This window comes from Vibrio sp. M60_M70 (assembly GCF_037162085.1).
GTDB lineage: Bacteria > Pseudomonadota > Gammaproteobacteria > Enterobacterales > Vibrionaceae > Vibrio > Vibrio diabolicus.
The window spans coordinates 2,247,009-2,266,869 of sequence record NZ_JARLUL010000001.1 but is presented as its reverse complement, the minus strand read 5'-3'; the positions used below and the strand labels follow the sequence as shown (position 1 = coordinate 2,266,869).

General features: G+C 42.3%; 18 protein-coding genes and 1 pseudogene. 6 read left to right on the top strand and 13 right to left on the bottom strand.

Annotated features, from left to right (window positions below; all coding sequences use genetic code 11):
- Positions 1-22: 22 nt before the first annotated feature.
- On the bottom strand, positions 23-886 hold the full coding sequence (locus P4S59_RS10495; RefSeq protein ID WP_005396527.1) for an ion transporter: 864 nt from the start codon (positions 884-886) through the stop codon (positions 23-25).
- A gap of 35 nt (positions 887-921) precedes the next feature.
- Complete coding sequence (locus tag P4S59_RS10490) at positions 922-1,560, bottom strand: YchE family NAAT transporter (RefSeq protein WP_005396528.1); 639 nt, start codon at positions 1,558-1,560, stop codon at positions 922-924.
- 650 nt (positions 1,561-2,210) lie between these two features.
- Here P4S59_RS10490 and adhE point away from each other — a divergent pair.
- On the top strand, positions 2,211-4,913 hold the full coding sequence (gene adhE, locus P4S59_RS10485; RefSeq protein WP_012841564.1) for a bifunctional acetaldehyde-CoA/alcohol dehydrogenase: 2,703 nt from the start codon (positions 2,211-2,213) through the stop codon (positions 4,911-4,913).
- 141 nt (positions 4,914-5,054) lie between these two features.
- Here the strand turns inward: adhE and P4S59_RS10480 are convergent, their stop codons facing one another.
- The 3 genes from P4S59_RS10480 to sodB form a co-directional block, all read right to left on the bottom strand.
- The gene (locus P4S59_RS10480) at positions 5,055-5,738 is read right to left on the bottom strand and encodes an SDR family oxidoreductase (RefSeq protein ID WP_005396530.1); all 684 of its coding nucleotides are present in this window, start codon (positions 5,736-5,738) and stop codon (positions 5,055-5,057) included.
- A gap of 191 nt (positions 5,739-5,929) precedes the next feature.
- On the bottom strand, positions 5,930-6,433 hold the full coding sequence (locus P4S59_RS10475; RefSeq protein WP_337168379.1) for a VC2046/SO_2500 family protein: 504 nt from the start codon (positions 6,431-6,433) through the stop codon (positions 5,930-5,932).
- Between the two features lie 155 nt (positions 6,434-6,588).
- Entirely contained in the window at positions 6,589-7,173 is a 585-nt protein-coding gene (gene sodB, locus P4S59_RS10470; protein WP_005396533.1) for a superoxide dismutase [Fe], read from the bottom strand.
- Between the two features lie 284 nt (positions 7,174-7,457).
- Between sodB and P4S59_RS10465 the strand changes: the two genes are divergently transcribed.
- Positions 7,458-7,793, top strand: coding sequence for a Grx4 family monothiol glutaredoxin (locus P4S59_RS10465; protein WP_017635833.1), 336 nt, complete (start codon positions 7,458-7,460; stop codon positions 7,791-7,793).
- A 235-nt stretch (positions 7,794-8,028) separates the two neighbouring features.
- Here P4S59_RS10465 and P4S59_RS10460 read toward each other — a convergent pair whose 3' ends face one another.
- A complete protein-coding gene (locus P4S59_RS10460; RefSeq protein WP_337168378.1) occupies positions 8,029-8,715 on the bottom strand; it encodes a phage integrase in 687 nt (228 codons plus the stop codon).
- Positions 8,716-8,928: 213 nt separating this feature from the next.
- Between P4S59_RS10460 and istA the strand changes: the two genes are divergently transcribed.
- Together istA and istB are read left to right on the top strand one after the other, a co-directional pair.
- Complete coding sequence (istA, locus tag P4S59_RS10455; RefSeq protein ID WP_337167981.1) at positions 8,929-10,461, top strand: IS21 family transposase; 1,533 nt, start codon at positions 8,929-8,931, stop codon at positions 10,459-10,461.
- Positions 10,462-10,471: 10 nt separating this feature from the next.
- Positions 10,472-11,212: an IS21-like element ISVch3 family helper ATPase IstB gene (gene istB / locus P4S59_RS10450; protein ID WP_238131037.1), complete on the top strand. Its 741-nt coding sequence runs from the start codon at positions 10,472-10,474 to the stop codon at positions 11,210-11,212.
- Positions 11,213-11,302: 90 nt separating this feature from the next.
- Here istB and P4S59_RS10445 read toward each other — a convergent pair.
- A pseudogene (locus tag P4S59_RS10445) lies at positions 11,303-11,650 on the bottom strand (phage integrase); the annotation flags it as partial.
- 157 nt (positions 11,651-11,807) lie between these two features.
- On the opposite strand from P4S59_RS10445, the gene P4S59_RS10440 reads away from it, so the two are divergent.
- Positions 11,808-12,206 carry an ASCH domain-containing protein gene (locus P4S59_RS10440; protein ID WP_262637107.1) on the top strand — a complete coding sequence of 133 codons (399 nt, stop codon included), beginning with the start codon at positions 11,808-11,810 and terminating at the stop codon, positions 12,204-12,206.
- 37 nt (positions 12,207-12,243) lie between these two features.
- Here P4S59_RS10440 and P4S59_RS10435 read toward each other — a convergent pair whose 3' ends face one another.
- Positions 12,244-13,263: an N-acetyltransferase gene (locus P4S59_RS10435; RefSeq protein ID WP_337168377.1), complete on the bottom strand. Its 1,020-nt coding sequence runs from the start codon at positions 13,261-13,263 to the stop codon at positions 12,244-12,246.
- Between the two features lie 162 nt (positions 13,264-13,425).
- On the opposite strand from P4S59_RS10435, the gene P4S59_RS10430 reads away from it, so the two are divergent.
- On the top strand, positions 13,426-13,950 hold the full coding sequence (locus tag P4S59_RS10430; RefSeq protein ID WP_337168376.1) for an ATP-binding protein: 525 nt from the start codon (positions 13,426-13,428) through the stop codon (positions 13,948-13,950).
- Between the two features lie 42 nt (positions 13,951-13,992).
- Here P4S59_RS10430 and P4S59_RS10425 read toward each other — a convergent pair whose 3' ends face one another.
- From P4S59_RS10425 to P4S59_RS10405, 5 genes are all read right to left on the bottom strand, one after another.
- Positions 13,993-14,892: a DUF3883 domain-containing protein gene (locus P4S59_RS10425; protein WP_337168375.1), complete on the bottom strand. Its 900-nt coding sequence runs from the start codon at positions 14,890-14,892 to the stop codon at positions 13,993-13,995.
- Positions 14,826-15,308, bottom strand: coding sequence for a hypothetical protein (locus P4S59_RS10420; RefSeq protein ID WP_337168374.1), 483 nt, complete (start codon positions 15,306-15,308; stop codon positions 14,826-14,828). Before P4S59_RS10420 ends, P4S59_RS10425 begins: the two co-directional genes overlap by 67 nt.
- Before the next feature lie 127 nt (positions 15,309-15,435).
- A complete protein-coding gene (locus P4S59_RS10415; RefSeq protein ID WP_337168373.1) occupies positions 15,436-16,734 on the bottom strand; it encodes a pentapeptide repeat-containing protein in 1,299 nt (432 codons plus the stop codon).
- A gap of 5 nt (positions 16,735-16,739) precedes the next feature.
- The gene (locus P4S59_RS10410) at positions 16,740-18,344 is read right to left on the bottom strand and encodes an NACHT domain-containing protein (protein ID WP_337168372.1); all 1,605 of its coding nucleotides are present in this window, start codon (positions 18,342-18,344) and stop codon (positions 16,740-16,742) included.
- A 142-nt stretch (positions 18,345-18,486) separates the two neighbouring features.
- Positions 18,487-19,854 (bottom strand): nucleoside recognition domain-containing protein, encoded by a 1,368-nt coding sequence (locus tag P4S59_RS10405; protein WP_337168371.1) that lies wholly within the window; start codon positions 19,852-19,854, stop codon positions 18,487-18,489.
- Positions 19,855-19,861: the final 7 nt, after the last annotated feature.

Sequence of the window (19,861 nt, the reverse complement as noted above, 5' to 3'; positions counted from 1 at the left end):
GAGCTCCCTAGGGAGCTCTTTTTTATGCTTCGTCTTCTCCACGAACAACGCGTTTGTCAGGATCGGCCAGTTCACTACCACAGTGTTTACAGTAAGTCGCATCAGAGTCGTGCCCGGCGTGAGAACAGTTCGGACACTTCACTAATACTTTGTGCGATTGCATTTCTTGGTGAAGCTCTGCTGTGAAAATACCAGTAGGGACCGCCAAAATTGAATAACCCAACAACATGGTGAGTGAGGCAAGCCCTTTTCCGAGGTCCGTTTGAGGTACCAAGTCGCCATATCCAACCGTTGTGATGGTCACAATAGCCCAATAAATACTTTTCGGAATACTAGTAAATCCGTTTTCAGGCCCCTCAATGACAAAAATCAGTGACCCAAAGATCGTGACCATAATGGCGACAGAGCTAAAGAAGATAAAAATCTTTCTGCGCGCCATCAGTAGAGAGCGTAAGAGGATGTTGGACTCTTGAAGATAGCGGACCAACTTGAGTATGCGGAATATTCGCATGACTCGTAGTGCTCTTATTACGCCCATAAAGGAGGCAGAAGGGAAAAACAGTGCTAAGTAAGTAGGTAAAATCGCGAGTAAATCAACGACGCCATAAAAGCTCTTCGCATAGGCCGCTGGTTTTGGAGAGCAATAAAGTCGGAGAAAATACTCAATAGTGAATAAACCGGTAAAAGTGTACTCCAAGTATTTCAGCTCTTTTGCCCACTCGGCGCGTACGGATGGTATTGAGTCTAATACCAGTACGATTAGAGAACTGATAATTGCGATAATGAGTGCAATATCGAAGGTTCGACCAGCTTTGGTATGAGTACCAAAAATGGTGACATAAAGAGTATGTTTGAGAGAGTCAGTCGTCATGACAAAGCGATCCATTGTTGAATCGCTCTATCATACAATTTTATAGAAACTCAGGCTAATCCTGGAAATAAGTTACGTAAACCATTGGCGATAAACTCAATACCCAATGCGCCTAATATCAAACCCATGATACGGGTAATGACGTTGATACCAGTTTGGCCCAAAAATCGCACGATCAGTGGGGCAGAGCGGAACAACAGCCACGAGCATAGACAGAACAAGCCAATTGTAATGCTGATGCCTACCGTATCAAACATGCTTGGGTAGCGTGCTCCGTAAACAATAGTCGAACTGATTGCGCCTGGTCCTGCCATTAGCGGCATCGCAAGAGGAACAACACCGATCTGCTCGCGACTCACGTATTCTGATTTTTCCTGTTTGTTTTGTTTATCTTCCCCCAGTTTACCGCTCATCATCGAGAACGCGATGCTAAGCAGCAGTAGCCCACCTGCAACACGAAACGAATCCAGAGAAATGCTGAACATATCTAATAGTAACTGACCAGCAAAGAGCGAAATGATTAGAATGATAGCAACAGCCACGTTCGCAGTGGTTGCCGTATTGCGCTTTTCGTCTGGTGTCATATGTCCGGTTAGTGACACAAACACAGGCATGATACCAACAGGGTTTACTGCGGCGACCAAACCAAGAAAAAACTGCAAGAAGATAGCAAGTTCAAAAGTTTGCATGTTGCGTACTCATTAAAGTTCACATTAGTGAAAAGGCGAAGGGGTAATTTGGGCGTAATGTAAGGCAAAAGTTGTGTTGGAAGAAATGAAAAAAACTAACGCATTTCCTACTGTTTTAGTGAGAAAAACTAATTCTTTAATAAAGTGTATCTAATCTGGAAAAGAATTGTTGCGTATAAAGTTGCTGTCAAAGCGTGCTGTTTTACATAAACGTTAACATTCGCACACTTTTGATAAAAACTAAGGTGGTTTGTAGAGAGATGTATTCGGTTCGATATACTCTCAGTAGCACAAGGAATTGGGCTTACATGTAATTTTGTTGGCTAAAAATGAAACTTTTTTACAGGTTGTTGTAGTTTCTTTTATTTATTTGTCTATTTGCTTCTTTTTTGTTCAATAAAAAGTGAAGATTAATTTATTTGTTTATCAGTGAGTTATGTCGTTTTAGTGTGATGAGGCACCACTTTGGTGGTATTTAGGTCGTGAGAACTGATCCAAGTCAATTTTTTTCACACTCTGAAATATTATACTCAGTCCTGAAAGCAATTTACTAAGACGTTTGTTTTCTAAGTGACTGATAAACAGTAAAAACGATAAGTAATAGCCTTAGTAAAAAGTTTTTAATATTTGTTAATTTTAGGAGATTCCCTATGCCTGTAACTAATATGGCTGAACTAGATGCAATGATTGCTCGCGTTAAGAAAGCGCAAGAAGAGTTCGCTACTTACTCTCAAGAGCAAGTAGACAAAATCTTTCGTGCAGCATCGCTTGCAGCTAACCAAGCCCGTATCCCGCTAGCTCAACAAGCGGTTGAAGAATCTGGTATGGGTATTGTTGAAGATAAAGTAATCAAGAACCACTTCGCTTCTGAGTTTATCTACAACAAATACAAAGACGAACAAACGTGTGGCATCCTAGAAGAGGATGACAACCTAGGTACTATGACTATCGCTGAACCTGTAGGTATCATCTGCGGTATCGTACCAACGACTAACCCTACATCTACAGCGATCTTCAAATCTCTAATCTCTCTGAAGACTCGTAACGGTATCATCTTCTCACCACACCCACGTGCGAAAAACTCGACTAACGATGCAGCTAAACTTGTTCTAGATGCAGCAGTAGCAGCAGGTGCACCAAAAGACATCATCGGTTGGATCGACCAACCTTCAGTTGAGCTATCAAACGCTCTAATGAAACACGATGACATCGCGCTTATCCTTGCAACTGGTGGTCCAGGCATGGTTAAAGCAGCTTACTCTTCTGGTAAACCAGCAATCGGTGTAGGTGCAGGTAACGTTCCTGTTGTTATCGACGAAACTGCTGACATCAAACGTGCAGTAGCTTCTATCCTTATGTCTAAGACTTTCGACAACGGCGTAGTATGTGCTTCTGAGCAGGCTGCAATCGTCGTTGATGAAGTTTACGATGAAGTGAAAGAGCGTTTTGCTTCTCACAAAGCTTATGTACTAAGCAAAGCAGAAGCAGAAAAAGTTCGTAAAGTTCTTCTTATCGATGGCGCGCTAAACGCGAAAATCGTAGGTCAGCCAGCAGCGGCAATCGCTGAAATGGCAGGCGTTAAAGTTCCAGCAGACACGAAAGTCCTTGTTGGTGAAGGTCTAGGTAAGGTGTCTCACGATGACGCATTCGCTCACGAGAAACTATCTCCAACACTAGGTCTATTCCGTGCTGACAACTTCGAAGACGCGGTTGCTCAAGCGGTAACTATGGTTGAGATTGGTGGTATCGGCCACACATCTGGTCTTTACACTAACCAAGATACTAACGCTGACCGTATCCGTTACTTCGGTGACAAGATGAAGACAGCTCGTATCCTAATCAACATCCCGACTACTCACGGTGGTATCGGTGACTTGTACAACTTCAACGTTGCGCCTTCTCTAACTCTAGGTTGTGGTTCATGGGGTGGTAACTCTATCTCTGAGAACGTAGGTCCTAAACACCTAATCAACAAGAAAACTGTAGCGAAGCGAGCTGAAAACATGTTGTGGCATAAACTACCTAAGTCAATCTACTTCCGTCGTGGTAGCCTTCCAATTGCTCTAGGCGACCTAGAAGGTAAGAAACGCGCATTCTTAGTAACTGACCGTTTCCTATTCAACAACGGTTACGCAGATGACGTAGTAAGCCTACTGAAAGCTCAAGGCATGGAAGTTCAAACATTCTTCGATGTTGAAGCTGACCCAACGCTTTCTGTTGTAGAGAAAGGTGCGGCTCAAATGGCTAGCTACCAACCAGATGTTATCCTAGCGTTAGGTGGTGGTTCACCAATGGATGCTGCGAAGATCATGTGGGTAATGTATGAGCACCCAGAAACTCACTTCGAAGAACTAGCAATGCGCTTTATGGACATCCGTAAACGTATTTACAAGTTCCCTAAAATGGGTCAAAAAGCTGAGCTTGTATGTATCACTACAACTTCAGGTACTGGTTCAGAAGTTACACCATTTGCGGTTGTTACTGACGACAAGACTGGCGCTAAATACCCACTAGCTGACTACGAAATCACGCCAAACATGGCTATCGTTGATGCTAACCTAGTGATGAACATGCCTAAGTCTCTAACAGCATTTGGTGGTTACGATGCAGTAACTCACGCTCTAGAAGCTTACGTATCTGTTCTTGCGAACGAATACTCAGATGGTCAGGCCCTACAAGCACTTAAGATGCTAAAAGAATACCTACCTTCAAGCTACGCGAACGGCGCTAACGACCCAATCGCTCGTGAGAAAGTACACAACGCAGCAACTATCGCTGGTGTGGCATTTGCTAACGCATTCCTAGGTGTTTGTCACTCAATGGCGCACAAACTAGGTGCTGAGTTCCACATTCCACATGGCCTAGCAAACGCATTACTTATCTCTAACGTTGTACGTTACAACGCGAACGATAACCCAACTAAACAAACTGCGTTCTCTCAATACGACCGCCCACAAGCACGTCGTCGTTACGCTGAAGTTGCTGACCACTTAGGTCTAAGCCAAGCTGGTGACCGTACTGCTCAGAAAATTGAACGTCTACTAGCATGGTTGGATGAGCTAAAAGTGAACCTAGACATCCCAATGTCTATCCAAGCGGCAGGCGTAGCTGAAGCAGACTTTATCGCGAAACTTGATGAGCTAGCAGTTGAAGCGTTCGATGACCAATGTACTGGTGCGAACCCTCGCTACCCACTAATTAGCGAACTTAAAGATGTGTTAATGGCTTCTTACTACGGTAAAGCATTCGTTGAAGGTGAAACTTTCGAAGGTACAACAGTTATCAAGAAGAAAGCAGACCAAGAAGCAGCGAAAGCGGCGCCTAAAGCAAAGAAAGAAAAAGCTGACGCGTAATTAAGAGTCGTGTGAGTAAGGTTTTCGCTAGCACGAAACCTTAACCGGGAAAAAGTAAAGCCCCAGTCATTTGACTGGGGCTTTTTTTGTTGAAAGAGTTGAGTAATAGCGATCCGTTTACGCAACAAACACGTTGTCCATTCATATTTCTGTAGCAACCACTCTGCCACTAAAATACTCATTTGATACGATATATGCGGTATTGCGAACCAATTCATCTTGGATCTCGGCCCAGTGTCTTTCGTTAAGTTCTTCTCTTGTATGGTTTACCGAAGGAATGACGCCACCCACCCGAATATTAAATGGAGTGAGCTCTTTTGCCCAACTGTGAGTAAAACCTGACACCAAAGCAGCCATGCTTTCGACTCCCGTTAAATCTTCATGGCTGTCATGGGAAATGACGTTAACAATTACCCCTTTCTTATTTCTAGCGCGAAATCGTTCGGCTCCCACCTGGCCATAGGTGTAGAGGAAACGTGCTGCAGAAGACAAGTGATCAATGTAAGTACTCATAGGTTCGGGAGCCATCAAGCCTGGCATGGGAGAGCTCGTCCAGCAATTGACTATCACGTCTGGTGTCGCACGCAGCTGCGATTCTATCTGATCAAACAGTAAGTTAATGGACGTTGTGTTATCACTGCACACATTCATCGCATAGACTTTATCTGTGAAGGCACTAATCTGCTCATAGCTCGATTTTAGAGCGCTAGAGTTTTGGTCACAAAGAATCAACGTCGCTCCAAGGTGAGCAAAGTGACTAGCACAAGTCCTTCCTATAACAGAACCTGCAGACGTGACGAGAATAATTGATTCTTTAATATCCATAACACCTTCACTGTATCCCTGTGTGAAAAAAATACACCAGTGGTTTGTGCTATTAGCATGGTTGAAATTAGAAAGGCTCAGTGTGAAAGACTTCAAACTAACGCTTTTGGATGAGGACTATTGTTCGGTAATTTGTAAGGCGTCACATTTCTGACTGTGGATACTGCAAGCTGTTGGTTGAACAATGATCTCTATACTTGCAGTTGAATTTGATACTGACGTTGAGCCGTCACTAGTTGATTGCATAGCCCTGCATCTGGGATGAGGTTTTTGTTGCGCTCGCCCAATTTGCGTCGCTCATGACCGGATAGGTTGTGATAAACGTCTTCAGGAAGATTAAACGTATCTTCCGGCAAGTAGGTCAGGGCATCTGGTTTCAAGTAGTGACTCAGTTTCGCTGAGGGTAGACCTGCACCGTGGAATTGTTTTGCTTGCTGCGCTGCTAGCTCATAGCTGCTGCTATCAGAACGAAGAGCTTGAGGCGTTGACAATTCAAGTTGTTGACGGAGTATATCTTCGCTAGTGGCTACTTCTTTGATTTCCTCTACAGGTACAACGTCGCGTACATCGTTAGAAAACATCGACAAAATCAGTGCAAAATCAGCACGACGTCCTTCGTGGACAGCATGGTTGATACCATTGCCGAACTGAAGTTCGTTAATAATTGCCGCTTTGTCTAAAGTATGAATTTGCATGATGTTCCTCGCTCGATGCCATTTTAACGGCGTGTCTGAGAAGAACTTTAGGAAAAAGAAGAGATTAAATTGGAGTTTTTAAGCGAAAAATAAAAAGCTCGCTGGTTCAGCGAGCTTTTAAAATAAGACTAAATTGAACTTAGGGGGAAGTAAAATTACTTCGCTAGGTTCTCAGCTACGAAGTCCCAGTTTACAAGTGCCCAGAAGCCGTTCATGTAATCAGGACGTACGTTGCGGTAATCGATGTAGTATGCGTGTTCCCACAGGTCAACAGTTAGAAGTGGTGTTGTACCTTCTTCTGTTAGAGGAGTAGCAGCGTTAGAAGTGTTAACGATCTCTAGAGAGCCGTCAGCTTTCTTAACAAGCCAAGTCCATGAAGAACCGAAGTTGTTGATTGCTGAATCAGTAAACTTCGCTTTGAATTCTTCGAAAGAACCGAATGCTGCGTTGATTGCGTCAGCAACTGCGCCAGTTGGTTCGCCGCCCGCGTTTGGAGCAAGACAGTGCCAGTAGAACGTGTGGTTCCAGATTTGCGCTGCGTTGTTGAATACGCCACCAGTAGAAGTCTTGATGATCTCTTCTAGAGTTTTGCCTTCGAACTCAGTGCCAGGGATAAGACCATTTAGCTTAACAACGTAAGTGTTGTGGTGCTTACCGTGGTGGTAGTCTAGAGTCTCTGCTGAGATGTGTGGTTCTAGTGCGTCTTTCGCGTAAGGAAGAGCTGGTAGTTCAAATGCCATTACTCGATTCTCCATTGATTTGAAAGGATGACCTTTCGATTGCTTCCAGTGTTTTTTATAGCTATGTAGCCTTTAAGGCTGACTTGCTAAGTATTTTAGCAAGTTTTTACTTTATTAAAACCCCGATATGAAAATATTTTAAGGGGTTAGCGGCTGTGAAGTGCTGAATTGTTCGCCATCAAGCAACCTGAATTTAAGCCTTATTAATTATATGGTTTTTATTCTGTCGTTATTGAGTAGAATGTGGCAAATAAACAAAGTTCAAACCCATGAATGAGGAAGCGATGGAAACTATCGACAAAATCAAACAGCAGATCTCTGAAAACTCAATCCTGCTGTACATGAAAGGATCACCGAAACTGCCAAGCTGTGGTTTCTCTTCTCAAGCGTCACAGGCTCTAATGGCATGTGGTGAGAAGTTCGCTTACGTAGACATTCTGCAAAACCCAGATATCCGTGCTGAGCTACCAAAATACGCACAATGGCCAACATTCCCTCAACTATGGGTTGAAGGCGAGCTTATCGGCGGTTGCGACATCATTCTAGAAATGTTCCAAAAAGGTGAACTTCAGCCTCTAATCAAAGAAGCTGCAGCGCGCGCTGAAGATCAAGCTGAGTAATTCGTAAATACTCACATTTAGCGATAGAATACGAAGGAGCCGTACTGGCTCCTTTTTCTTTTTAGGTTAGTGGAATGAACATAAAGCTTTATTATATCCGGTAATATCTCTAACCCTCATGAAGCCTTGTAAACCCTTGTCCTACCTAATTTATTCAAAATATCTTGTCCGAATTTTAACGCAGAATAACGCTTAATTACGATGTATGTCGCCATTTTGTCGCCACTTATGGCGGCTAGATATCTAGTACTGTCACAGGATTAAACCCCACCGCATCACTCAAATGGTTTGGGGAAAAGTGCGCATAAATCATCGTGTGATCGATATGCTGATGGCCGAGGATTTCTTTCAATACAAGAATGTTGCCGCCATTCGACATAAAATGACTTGCAAATGTATGGCGTAAAACGTGAGTGGCTTGGCCTTCTGGTAAATGGGGAAGGGCGATCGTTAGCCACTTATACACCACGTTGTAACTACAGGTGAACAGGCGGTCATTGGTCGGCTTATATATCTGGTGATACAACTCTTCAGAAATAGGCACCGTGCGGTTTCGTTTGCCTTTGGTATTGCTGTAAGTAATGCGGTATTTCGTCAGGTTAGAACCCTTCAGATAAATGGCTTCCCCTACTCGTGCACCAGTCGCCAAACAAACCTTGTACACCTTAATCAGTTCGTCACCAATTGGGCTTTGTCTCGCTACTTTAAACAAGTGGTGAATTTCTTGCTCGGTTAGGAATGCCAGCTCGGATTGAGGCTTTTTGATTGCTTCGATACCATCAGCCGGATTCGGCAATTTCCATTCGCCTAGTTTAATCAGCTTGTTGAACATTGCTTTGAGCAAACCGAAATCCACATTGTTAGAAGCGATAGACAAATCTTTGTGCTGTTTGCCTCGTCCTCTATGCGTATTTCGGAGCATTCCGAACAGCCATTTCGGTATGACCCGAACACCTATTTCGGTTTAATCCGAACGTACATTCCGCGATTATCCGAACACTTTTAAGCGAACTCCGAAATCAGCGTTCGGAATAGCGAAAACCGCGTTCGGAATGCCCGAAATCCTTCCTTTTTCTCTTTTAAATCAATAGCTCGCTATTCTTTACTTCTTAAACAAGAACGTAAGGAAGCGACAATGGCTAAAAAGAGAACTCCAATGAACAAAATCAAAGAGATATTACGCCTTAAGTACGAGTGTGGGTTGTCCTACCGTAGTATTGCTAGTTGTCTCAATGTCAGCCTTGCAACAGTCTCAGAGCTTGTCGCTCGCTTTAAGCAAAGTCAGATAGGCTGGCCTCTCCCAGAAGGTTGCAGTGATACGGACCTTACCAAAGCCCTATATCATTCGAAGCAAGCCAGTCGAGACAAGGTTATGCCAGACTTCGCTCAGTACGCTGTCGAACTCAAACGTAAAGGCATGACAAAGATGTTATTGTGGCAGGAGTACCATGAGCAATATCAAGAGCAAGCTTACGCTTACACTCAGTTCTGCGAGCACTTCACTCGTTGGTTCAAAACCCAAAAGCGCAGTATGCGTCAGCTCCATGTTGCAGGTGATAAGCTGTTTATCGATTACTGTGGGCCTCGGCTTCAAGTGGTCAACCCTGATACAGGTGAAGTGCGCGAAGCAGAAGTGTTCGTAGCAAGCTTAGGCGCGTCCAACTACACCTATGTGGAAGCCTTCCCCAGCCAAGGGAAGTCTTACTGGTTAGAGGCGCATGCCAATGCCTTCGAGCACTTCGGTGGCGTCCCCCATCTCTTGGTTCCCGATAATCTACGCAGCGCGGTCAGCAAACCTAACCGTTATGAACCGAGGCTTAATGAAAGCTATCAAAAACTGGCAAATCATTATCAAACTGCCGTGATGCCAGCTCGCCCCTACAAACCGAAAGACAAAGCCAAAGCAGAAAATGCCGTCCTCCTAGTGGAACGTTGGATCATGATGCGACTTCGCCATCAAACCTTCCATACCTTTAAAGAGCTGAACCTCGCCATCCGTGAGCTTATGAATGACTTAAACGAACGTGAGATGAAGCAGTATGGTGCGAGCCGCAAAGCACTGTTCGACAAACTCGATAAACCCGCGTTAAAGCCCCTTCCTAAACAGCGATATCTCTATACCGAAACCAAGCGAGCCAAAGTTGGGCCTGATTATCACATCGAATATCGCCGTCACTACTACTCGGTTCCCCATCAACTGGTTGGCCACCATGTCGAGCTGGAAGCCTCCAACCGTCTGGTGCAGATCTACCACCAAGGTAACTTGATCGCTCAACATCCACGCAGCCAAAGGGAACGTGGAAACAGCACTCAACCAGAGCACATGCCGAGTAACCATCAACATCAAAAGTGGTCGCCTGGACGCTTGCTCAACTGGGGAGCCAATATCGGCCCAGCCACCCGAGAAGTCGTCAATAAGATGCTGAACGCCAAACCTCATCCAGAGCAGGCCTATCGTTCCTGTCTTGGGCTGCTCAATCTGAGTAAAACCTATGGCGAGTCGCGCCTAGAACAAGCCTGTAAAGATGCATTGATGCTGACAAAACCCAATTACACCTTCGTCAACAATCTACTCAAGAACAATCGTGAGGGGCACCTGAGTAAAGATAAAGCGAATACGCCGAACCTTGTTCACAGCAATGTTCGTGGCCCGAACTGTTATCACTAGGAGAAAGGATATGAACGCACTGAATGACCAACTCAAAACCCTGCGCTTAAGTCATGCGGCGAAAGCGTTAGAGCAGCAACAAGAGCAACTGACCACCTACGCAGAGCTGGACTTCGAGGAGAGGTTAAGCCTACTTCTGGAAAGTGAAATCTTGAATCGCAATCAAACCAAAATCCAACGCCTGAAACGACAAGCCAAGCTGAGAGTGGATGCTCAGCCGAGCCAACTTATTTACAAGGAGGGACGAAACCTCAACCGCAAGCAGATGAGCGAACTGCTAACGGGTGGCTATCTGCACAAGCACCAGAACATCTTGATCACAGGCCCAACAGGCGCAGGTAAAACGTATCTTGGTTGCGCACTGGCAACCAGCGCCTGCGACCAACAGCAAACGGTCAGATACTACCGATTAACTCGCTTGCTCGATGACCTGACCGCAGGTCGTCTGGATGGTAGTTATCAAAAACAACTTCAGTCGCTGGCTAAGAAAGGCTTACTACTCCTCGACGACTGGGGGATGGAAAAACTGACTCAAGAGCATGCTGGTCACTTGTTAGAAGTACTTGAAGATCGTTACCAAAACAGCAGCACAATCGTCATCAGCCAGTTACCAGTAAAAGAATGGTACAACATGATCGGCAACGCCACTGTCGCTGACGCTCTAATGGATCGTCTAGTTCACAATAGTCATCGAATAGAACTGGGAGGAGAATCAATGAGAAAACTGGCGCAATCCGAACACTTAGAGTAAAAATAGGGAAAGAGAAAAAGTGCTGGTTAAGGTGTTCGGAATAAACCGAAACAAGCGTTCGCAATCACCGAAATACGCACCTCTATTCGAGCGACTAGCTCTGTACAAGGCGAGTTGCTGCGCATTGAGATGTGAAGCAATAGGGTTGTTTAAATCTGAAACCATGCTTTCTAAACGAAGGCGAGTATGATCACCGGATTTTAGATTCTTGCCATGTAACTTAAACCACAATGCAACTAGCTCAGACAAACGGCGATGATCAGGTTTAGCACCTAGCCAGGGCTTATCGTCTACTTCTCGCATGGTGAATCGTTCGAAAGCGGCTGCTTCACCTTTGGTCGCGAACCTCTTACGAACTCGTTTACCAGTTCGACCATTTGGATAACATTCACAAAGCCAGGGCTTCGTTGAACCATCTTTTAAGTTGCGGATAGACATAGATAAATTACTAAAAACACTGTATATTAATACAGTATCATTCATTTTGGTACGTTCAATGTTTAGTTGGTACAAACTCGCACATTGTCAGATTTTCTGATGAAATCATGTGTATTTGGGTTTAATATTCGCACCTAGAAAAATTAAGAGCTATACCATGAAAGCGTTATTGTCGATCAAACCAGAATTCGTAGAAAAGATAATCTCGGGCGAGAAGTTGTTCGAGTACCGCAAAGCTATCTTCAAAAGGCCAGATGTAGAGTCTGTAGTGATTTATTCCACAATGCCCGAAGGTAAGATTATTGGTGAGTTTACAATTGGTGAAATCTTGGCCAAACACCCTGAGGAGTTGTGGGAAGAGACCAAATCAGCATCTGGTATTAAAAAGTCGTTCTTTGATGAGTACTTCTCAAACAGAGAAGTGGCTTACGCAATTCAAATTAAAGACTTCAAAAAGTATGAGAATCCAATAGACCCATACCAAAAAGAGAGAGGCTTTAAAGCCCCTCAATCGTTTAAGTACATCGACATTAATTCAAATCTTTGCTTAACTTAGCGCCGAATTAGCTCTTTCTTAACCTCTGAGATTTCGACTATTTTCTGGAACTGTCTATCTGACAGTTCCAGTACTCCCAATAGTCATCTCTTGATACACCCGCATCATCAGCTATTTTGCGTCTGATTGGACGTTTGGGTAAGGCTGCGTTATATGTAAATTTAATGACATAAGGGTATTTCTGGCACCTATAAAAGCCTCTTAATTCTTTTTCTGTAAAGACACTATATTTTACGCATTCGTTAACAAAGTGCTCTTCGTTATCATAATCGCCAATGGTATGTACATCCTCAACTATACATAATGAAGTTGCTACAGCTCTGAATTCAGCGGCTCCTTGTCCATCACCCGTCCGGTATATTACGAGAATATCGCCAGACTTCATCGCCGTTACACCATCCATACCACAAATATATATTTTATGTATGCTATTGGAGTGCGAGATATCTTGTACAATGTTCGGAGACTCTGTAAGAAGTTTGGAGTCTGGGAATAGAACAGTGTGATATTTTGGATAGACACTGAGTAGATACTTTTTGTGGCCCTCTGTGTAAATAAAAGGGTAGTCTTTGTTAATGTCACCAAACTGCTTATTCAAATCTCGAAGAAGAACTAACTCAGTACCGTTCTGACTATCTTTTGTCCCATACCTCTCAAAACCATAACGTTCAAATAACTCTACCAAGTACCCATGCTCTTTTTCGAACACTGTGACATAGATATCGTTAGGCTTTGAAGGATGAGCTAGCGCATAGTCAAAAATCTTTTTTAAATAACGGTCACCTCTTCTTGTACCTTTGGGGTTGAACTTGAAAGTACCAACTTTCATGTGCTCTGTATTCGGGAGAAGAGGGGTAGTATCATCGCCAGGACCTGATTCGAACTTGCAGTAAAGAAACCCTTCTATGGTCCCTTCTTCGCCGTATAACACTAGTGCTTGATCATCAGCTTTTTTATTAAACCAATCCGAAAACTCAGAGTAACCTTTCTTCAAAGAGTCAAAGAATTGATCGCCGAGGTTAATTTCAGAGAATTTCTGAATTAATAGGTTGTCCATTATTCCACCAACTTAATTGACTAATACAAGAAACAGTTTACTTGTTTGATAAGATAAAACAGTGATGCAGACAAATAAGTTGCATAAATGTTTAGTGGTTCAAATTCATTTTAGTGGTAAAGGTTTAGTATTGGGCGATGTAAGTGTTGTTAGGAAGGATATATGTCAAAGATAATATTTGTTTCAGGAGTGCATGGAGTAGGTAAATCTACATTGTGTGGAAAGCTATCAGAGACGTTTGGATGGGCTCACTATTCCTGTAGCGATTTGATTAAGCAGAACTCGGACTATATTGAGAGTTCAAAGCTTGTCTCTACCGCTGATAAGAACCAGCAGGCGCTACTCAAAGGGCTTAGCCAATTGACTGAAGAAGTGGTTCTACTCGATGGGCACTTTTGTTTGCTAGATAAGGAAGAGCAAATCATCGAACTTACATTTGATGTATTTGATGCAATTTCACCATCCGCTATTTTGCTTGTGACTTGCGAAGAAGCAACGATACATCAACGTTTAAAGCAGCGTGGCGGCCATGTTTTGGACCTAGACAAAATAGTTGAACTACAAAAGCATGAGGCCGATCGCTCCAATAGTTATAGAGCTAGCTCGAGTTCTAAGCTATTTGAGTATTGCTCTCCTGAGCCTACTGATGAATTGTTAGCAGAGCTATCAGCTTGGATAAAGTTGTAGACTTTGAGCTAGAAGGGGATCTTTGACAGAAGCCCCCATCTTTTATCGTGAGTAAGCTTTGTAAGTCTCCGGAATGAGGTCAAAGTTATCTTCGACTGAGCCTTTCTCGCAATAAAACTCTGCGGTACCGGAATCAAAATCGAAGTTATATAGACGATAGATTAAAAATTGTTCGCCTAAATATTTGGAAACTTCGACTTCGTTTCGCGATATGTAAAAGGCACTACCTTTACTGCCTCGGGTCGTTTTGACTTCAATAAAAGTCTCGTTGCCGTCTTTATCAAAAGAGCGGATATCGTAACCAGCAGCGGGGTCGGTTAGAGTAATATGTTCAACCTTATCTGCTAAATCTGGACGCTTACGAGGCCCTTTTAACTGTTCAATCTCATAATGTATTACGAGCTTCTCACCAGCTGAACCTAGTTTTCGGTTGTTCTGCCCCCGTTTGGCCCAGTCGACTTCACCCTGTTTATAACCTCCATTACTAGCTGGCTTCTTAGAGCGCGGCTTTGGAGGTTCAGTTTGAGTTAGTGATACATTTCGAGGCTCAAACGTCGCAGGAGTTTCAACCGTATCTCCTTTGATATGGTCAACAAACTCTTGGCGTACACTCTCGGGCAAAGGCCAATCTAGTAATGTCCACTGGAAATGGACAGGGTATTGCGTATTTTCGTCACAGTGTTTGAAAGAGAGCGGCCCAAAAAAGGTATAGTCATCAGTATTAGCCACACGCATAAACAGATAGATTGTATTGATGTTTTCATCGTGTGTGCAAAAAGACTTTATCCATTCACTACTATGATCATGTCTTTCTTGTGACTCCCAAAAGATGACGCCATCTTGGGTCAAATAATCTTCGTAGGTCTTTTTATCTTCTAAGGTAACAATAAAGGTAAAATCGTTTTCACGTGGCGTATGAGGAACGATCCGGTACCACCCCAACGGCCCGAGCCTGTTGAGAATTTCATGTCAGGGTCAAAGATATCGTTGAGTTGTTGACGAGAGTATTTTTGATAAAGCACTAGACCATCACCATTTGATGGCCTTGGCTTAGGTACGATATCAAAGCCTAACCTTTCCAGTACCTTAAAGCAGTCACTGCCTGCTCCCCCAGTAAAGTGGCTAGAGAGCACAGGTTCACCTAGTAGGTTACTCAGCGCTAAGCCAAAAATAGTTTTAGGAGGATAACGTTTACCGTTAACTAGTAAATCGTAACCAGTGGACGGGAGATAGGAATCAATTTGTCCATTCAAGCTATCGAAAACATCCACAGCATCATTGATGTGGGTTGTAGTGAGAGGCTTAGAGATTGTTATCAATCTAGTGATTCGTCCGGCTTTATCTAGTTCAAGTGTCATTTCTTATTTGAGCAGTCAGCTTGTTATTAAAGTAAAGCCCCGAATAACGGAGCTTTTATGCGCGTCGACTAAGATGTGTTCCCTTGCAAGTTTTAACCTTCTTAGTGGGGGACACAAAAAGGCCGCATTAACTTTTGAGTGATTTTTGCTTCTCTTTTAGTTTTTCTAATTTCATTAGTGTTGATTTTGTTAAACCTTTAGTATCGACATCAAGAATTGTATTCTCATCAACTATCACGCCAGCAAGCTTTATTCCTTCAATCCGGGCACCCGTTAGGTCGGCACCACGTAAGTCAGCATTACTTAGATCTGCTCCAGTTAGGTTTGACTTGTAAAACTTTGCGTGTCGAAGGTCTGAAAATGCTAAATTGATATATACAGCTTGAGAATTCGAGAAATTCGTTTCGCGAGCGGTGACTTCAACAAACTGGGAATTCTCCAGATTAGTTTCGCTGAAATCGGCGAAACTAATATTACATTTCCTCAGTTTAGATTCTCTCAGATGAGCGTTTCTAAAATTACTACCAGTAAAGTCGCCTCTGTCCAAGACGGAACCGGTCATATAAGCTGAGATAAAACTGCAGTCCTTGGCAGTTAAACCATTAGCATACGTATAGTTCATAGATGTCCGATCGAAGATAGACATGGATATGTTAGCTCTCGAAAGGTGTTGTTGATTAAGCTGAAGAAAAGAAAAGTCACAGCCAGTCAGTGAACTAAGTAAAGCTTGACGCATTCTAGAACTATTTATATTTAGAAGTGAGGTTAACAGTTCGCTAACTCTATTGAAAGAGTCGCGTTTCTTGGCGCGTAAACGTAAAATTGATTTTTGTTTATCAATTCCAATCTTGCAAAAATGTTGCAAAATGAATAGAGATTCCAACGCATTATCGGAGTATCGCTTCATTTCATCAAAGCTGAGCTTAGGTACTTTATCAACGGGGATTCCTTTAGTTAATGCAAACTCTATTAACCTATTCAAATAGGAAAACCACTCAAAGCGTATTTCTCCCTTGCTTATGACCTCATTCTTCAAAAATTCGTAAATGTATTCATCTATAGGGTTGGGACCACAAATTTCCGTCCATTTTAACAAAAGTTCAGTTTCATCCTTTCCAAGGTCAGGTTCTTCATCATGCTGCATAAGAAGTTGGCACGTCACACCCAGCTGACGCACAATCCGTTTTGAAATCAAATACTCTCCGAAGCTCTTATGAGTAAACTCGAATGAATTGTCAGTACCTAAAGATGCGTCACTTTCGCGGAAATAAAACGCTGTAAGTAGCCTTGAAATACCTTTTTTTGAACCTTCTTGAAATTTATCTAGATGGGGTGTTAGTTTAGCGTTTTCACATGCGTTGAAAATACTGGTGGAGGTAGCCGTCCTGCCGTGACCATGCCAAACAGCCAGCGCAATTTCTTCCAATATTCTCAAAAAATCTTTTTTTCTAAATGATCGATACTTTTATGATTGCCGTGATCCCACTGTCGGTTGTGAACAGCTTCCAATAAATCATTGTAAATAGTATTTAATGTGACGTCATTGGAAAAGTCTACTCGGCCACCTTCGAACGTTAGAGCGACTAGATAGTTTAGAAGAGGTTCTGTTGTAATCGGGTCTAACTTTTGTGTATTAAGTTGAGCAGGATACTCGTGGTAGTCGAGTCCTTTCGCACAACCATATTTAACCCACCAATCATTTCTTTGGTCATTGTTAAGGAGCTTGTCAGGGTCAAGATAATCGCCAGTTTTTTCTATAAAGTATGGTAGCAGATGAAGTACTTGCTTAGGTTTTCTAAGCTTAACCGAAGATGATTGTACTGCCATATCTCGGCCAGTAATAATAGCTTGTCTTTTGTGCCCTTGGGCATTATAGCGATTGAACTGGTTGAGCACTTCTTCTACGAAAGCTTTGGCGGAGTCCGCAGCCGCCTTCCCTCGCATTGACAGTTCATCTAATCCATCAAAAATCACCAGGAGTCTAGAGCATCCATTGCTACTATCGAGTGGGTTAGAAGTTAGGTATCTGTCACCAACGATAAATTTATCTACCGCTTCATTTAAATCTCCATCGATATCAAAGTGATGCAGCGGTATAAACAGAACTGGTAATTCTGGTGTTTCTTTTGCTATCTGAGCCGCTAAAATCTTCGCGAATGAAGATTTCCCAGAACCTGGCCCACCACTTATAACCTTAAGAGGGTCATCTATATCGCCGTCAAAAACCCATCTGGAGATTTCTTTATGCATATCTACAACTAGTTTTTTCGATGAACTGATGTTTACTAATTCGTTATCGAGTTCTTCATCGGAAAGGCACTCCGTTGTATTGTAATAGCCTCTAAGAGGAATATATACTTGCTGCAAACCAAACGCTTCAGAAAATACGGGCTTGTTTGCTTCTTGTTGAAGCCAAAGTTTGTACCTTGTCCAGTTTCTGATTTCTTGGTTAGCAGTTAAAAATGGGCTTACTAATGCTTCTTCAATTGCTGCATATTTAGCTGGTTCTGAAACCCATTCGGAATGTAAGTTCATTGCGAATCTATCTTTTAAGCGAAGATATATCGCGTAACTTGAGGCTTGTGGTATACCAAGAAGTCTTAGCCAATCTGTGATTGGTTGCTCCAGCTTATCGAGAAGCTCTAGCTCTTGAGGCTTATCAAAGAATTCACTATTGATGGCGACTTTATGATTTTTGATTGCAGCAAATAGTATCTGTGCTATTTCTTCTGCATTGCTACTCGAGTTTTCAACTTCTTCGAACAACTCTTTTGACTCGCAGACGAGTTCTGAAATTGATTTTAAAAGAGCGACGTTAATCAACTCCCATGCAAGTACAGGCGCCGGCTGTTCAGTGAGTCCAGCAGATTTCGCACTATCTACAAGGTTTTCGCATACCCCCTTGTAGTCAAGAAATACACCTGACACAACGCTCTTACCTAGAGCAGTGAAAAATTCCTTAAAGTCTATTGAGACTTCTCTGTTCCAGACCGATACTGGTTGTTTTAATTCAAAATCAAATACACTTTTATCCATTCTTCTGAACCTAGCTTTTTATCATTTACATCATTTTTTATAATTTCTAGCGCAACTCTACCGACAACCTTTACACTCATCTGAATTGTTGAGCTATTTATTAACAAATACGCTCCGAGTCTCGGAACCTAAAAATAATTATTTAACCGTTAACGGTATTCGTTTGTTCTTTCTTGCTTGGCTCATTTGCTGACGGTGTTTTTATCGCATGCGCCAACTTAACCGCTTCATTCATGTTCTTGATAAAATCGGGAACATTACTAGTATCGGCTTTCCCTTCATTATGCCTATAAAAATTATCCATAAGCTGCTGCTTGGCCTCTATACGCTTTTCTGGCGTGAATTCTTCAAGGTATGGACCGATAGAAGCTAGCTGTAGCCCCCGTTCTCTGTAGTGTCTTTCTTGACCTCGGTGGTAAGCTGACTCTTTGAGAAGATATACAGAAGGCGAACTAAATAAAATTATAGTTAGAAACCGAAGGAAGTAGCCTGTCACTTCGTCTGGGAATACGAATGTAAGAGATGAAACACCATTATTGTTAGCCGTAAAACCAACAAAGAAAAGAATAAATGCCGCTAAGGGAAGCAGCATCATAAATAAACCAAGCCATCGAAATTGGTTTGCAGTTTTCTTTTCTTTCTCTGCTTGATCTATGTCAGATTTAGAACGACGAAATTCGCTTAGTGAGCCCAATATATCAGTGAGCTTCTTCTTCTGGTTTGCAAACGAATTGACTTCTTTTCTTATGTTGCTTTCTAGTACGAAGGATAAGCTTTCAATTTTAGCTTGTAGTTTACTAATTTCCATCTCTGCTTTAAATATGATTTCTTCACGTTCTTCGGAAAGCTTATTTGACCAGGTACTATAACTCTCTGTGAATTGTTTAGATAAATTATCTAATTTTTTTGTCGCCTCATTTGTGTTGTTGTTTATTTTTTGAACGATTTGGTGATCGGACTCGACTATTCTATTAGATATGATTTCTTCAATCTCTTTAGCTTTATTTTCTATCTCTTGGAGGTTTGTATCTTTTAACTTATCAATATCTTCTTGAAAAGAGGCCACTTTCTTTACGGTGATTTCTTCACTTTTTATTAACTTAGTAACATCGTTACCAAGCATATCAATACCTTCAACGGTGAAGACAATACCATATGACTTTATTGCCAGTAACAGCGCTTGTACTTTTTTATCGAGAAGATCTCTATTTATGGTTTCACTATCTAATATTAAATCGGTGTTAAATTTTAAACCGCTGCTCTCTGGTAGAACATATATATTAGTCAGTATTGATATAGAGTCTATTATAGCTTTGAAAAACTTCTTACTTGCCAACGACCACTCATCTTCTATTGTAAGAATATTAACTTCAAGTTTTTTTAATAGATCATTTAGTTGTGAAGTAACATGATTTTTTTGTTCAAAATCTATTGCTTTGATAATTTCAATGAGCTCTTTATATGAATCGATTACTTTATCTAAAGAGTCGTCAACTATTATTTTTGTCATTTAGCAA

What these genes read in the sequence shown, in the direction of transcription:
- P4S59_RS10495 (WP_005396527.1), bottom strand. Translation starts at nt 886, where the DNA reads ATGGATCGCTTTGTCATGACGACTGACTCTCTCAAACATACTCTTTAT.
- P4S59_RS10490 (WP_005396528.1), bottom strand. Translation starts at nt 1,560, where the DNA reads ATGCAAACTTTTGAACTTGCTATCTTCTTGCAGTTTTTTCTTGGTTTG.
- adhE (WP_012841564.1), top strand. Translation starts at nt 2,211, where the DNA reads ATGCCTGTAACTAATATGGCTGAACTAGATGCAATGATTGCTCGCGTT.
- P4S59_RS10480 (WP_005396530.1), bottom strand. Translation starts at nt 5,738, where the DNA reads ATGGATATTAAAGAATCAATTATTCTCGTCACGTCTGCAGGTTCTGTT.
- P4S59_RS10475 (WP_337168379.1), bottom strand. Translation starts at nt 6,433, where the DNA reads ATGCAAATTCATACTTTAGACAAAGCGGCAATTATTAACGAACTTCAG.
- sodB (WP_005396533.1), bottom strand. Translation starts at nt 7,173, where the DNA reads ATGGCATTTGAACTACCAGCTCTTCCTTACGCGAAAGACGCACTAGAA.
- P4S59_RS10465 (WP_017635833.1), top strand. Translation starts at nt 7,458, where the DNA reads ATGGAAACTATCGACAAAATCAAACAGCAGATCTCTGAAAACTCAATC.
- P4S59_RS10460 (WP_337168378.1), bottom strand. Translation starts at nt 8,715, where the DNA reads ATGCTCCGAAATACGCATAGAGGACGAGGCAAACAGCACAAAGATTTG.
- istA (WP_337167981.1), top strand. Translation starts at nt 8,929, where the DNA reads ATGGCTAAAAAGAGAACTCCAATGAACAAAATCAAAGAGATATTACGC.
- istB (WP_238131037.1), top strand. Translation starts at nt 10,472, where the DNA reads ATGAACGCACTGAATGACCAACTCAAAACCCTGCGCTTAAGTCATGCG.
- P4S59_RS10440 (WP_262637107.1), top strand. Translation starts at nt 11,808, where the DNA reads ATGAAAGCGTTATTGTCGATCAAACCAGAATTCGTAGAAAAGATAATC.
- P4S59_RS10435 (WP_337168377.1), bottom strand. Translation starts at nt 13,263, where the DNA reads ATGGACAACCTATTAATTCAGAAATTCTCTGAAATTAACCTCGGCGAT.
- P4S59_RS10430 (WP_337168376.1), top strand. Translation starts at nt 13,426, where the DNA reads ATGTCAAAGATAATATTTGTTTCAGGAGTGCATGGAGTAGGTAAATCT.
- P4S59_RS10420 (WP_337168374.1), bottom strand. Translation starts at nt 15,308, where the DNA reads ATGACACTTGAACTAGATAAAGCCGGACGAATCACTAGATTGATAACA.
- P4S59_RS10410 (WP_337168372.1), bottom strand. Translation starts at nt 18,344, where the DNA reads ATGGATAAAAGTGTATTTGATTTTGAATTAAAACAACCAGTATCGGTC.
- P4S59_RS10405 (WP_337168371.1), bottom strand. Translation starts at nt 19,854, where the DNA reads ATGACAAAAATAATAGTTGACGACTCTTTAGATAAAGTAATCGATTCA.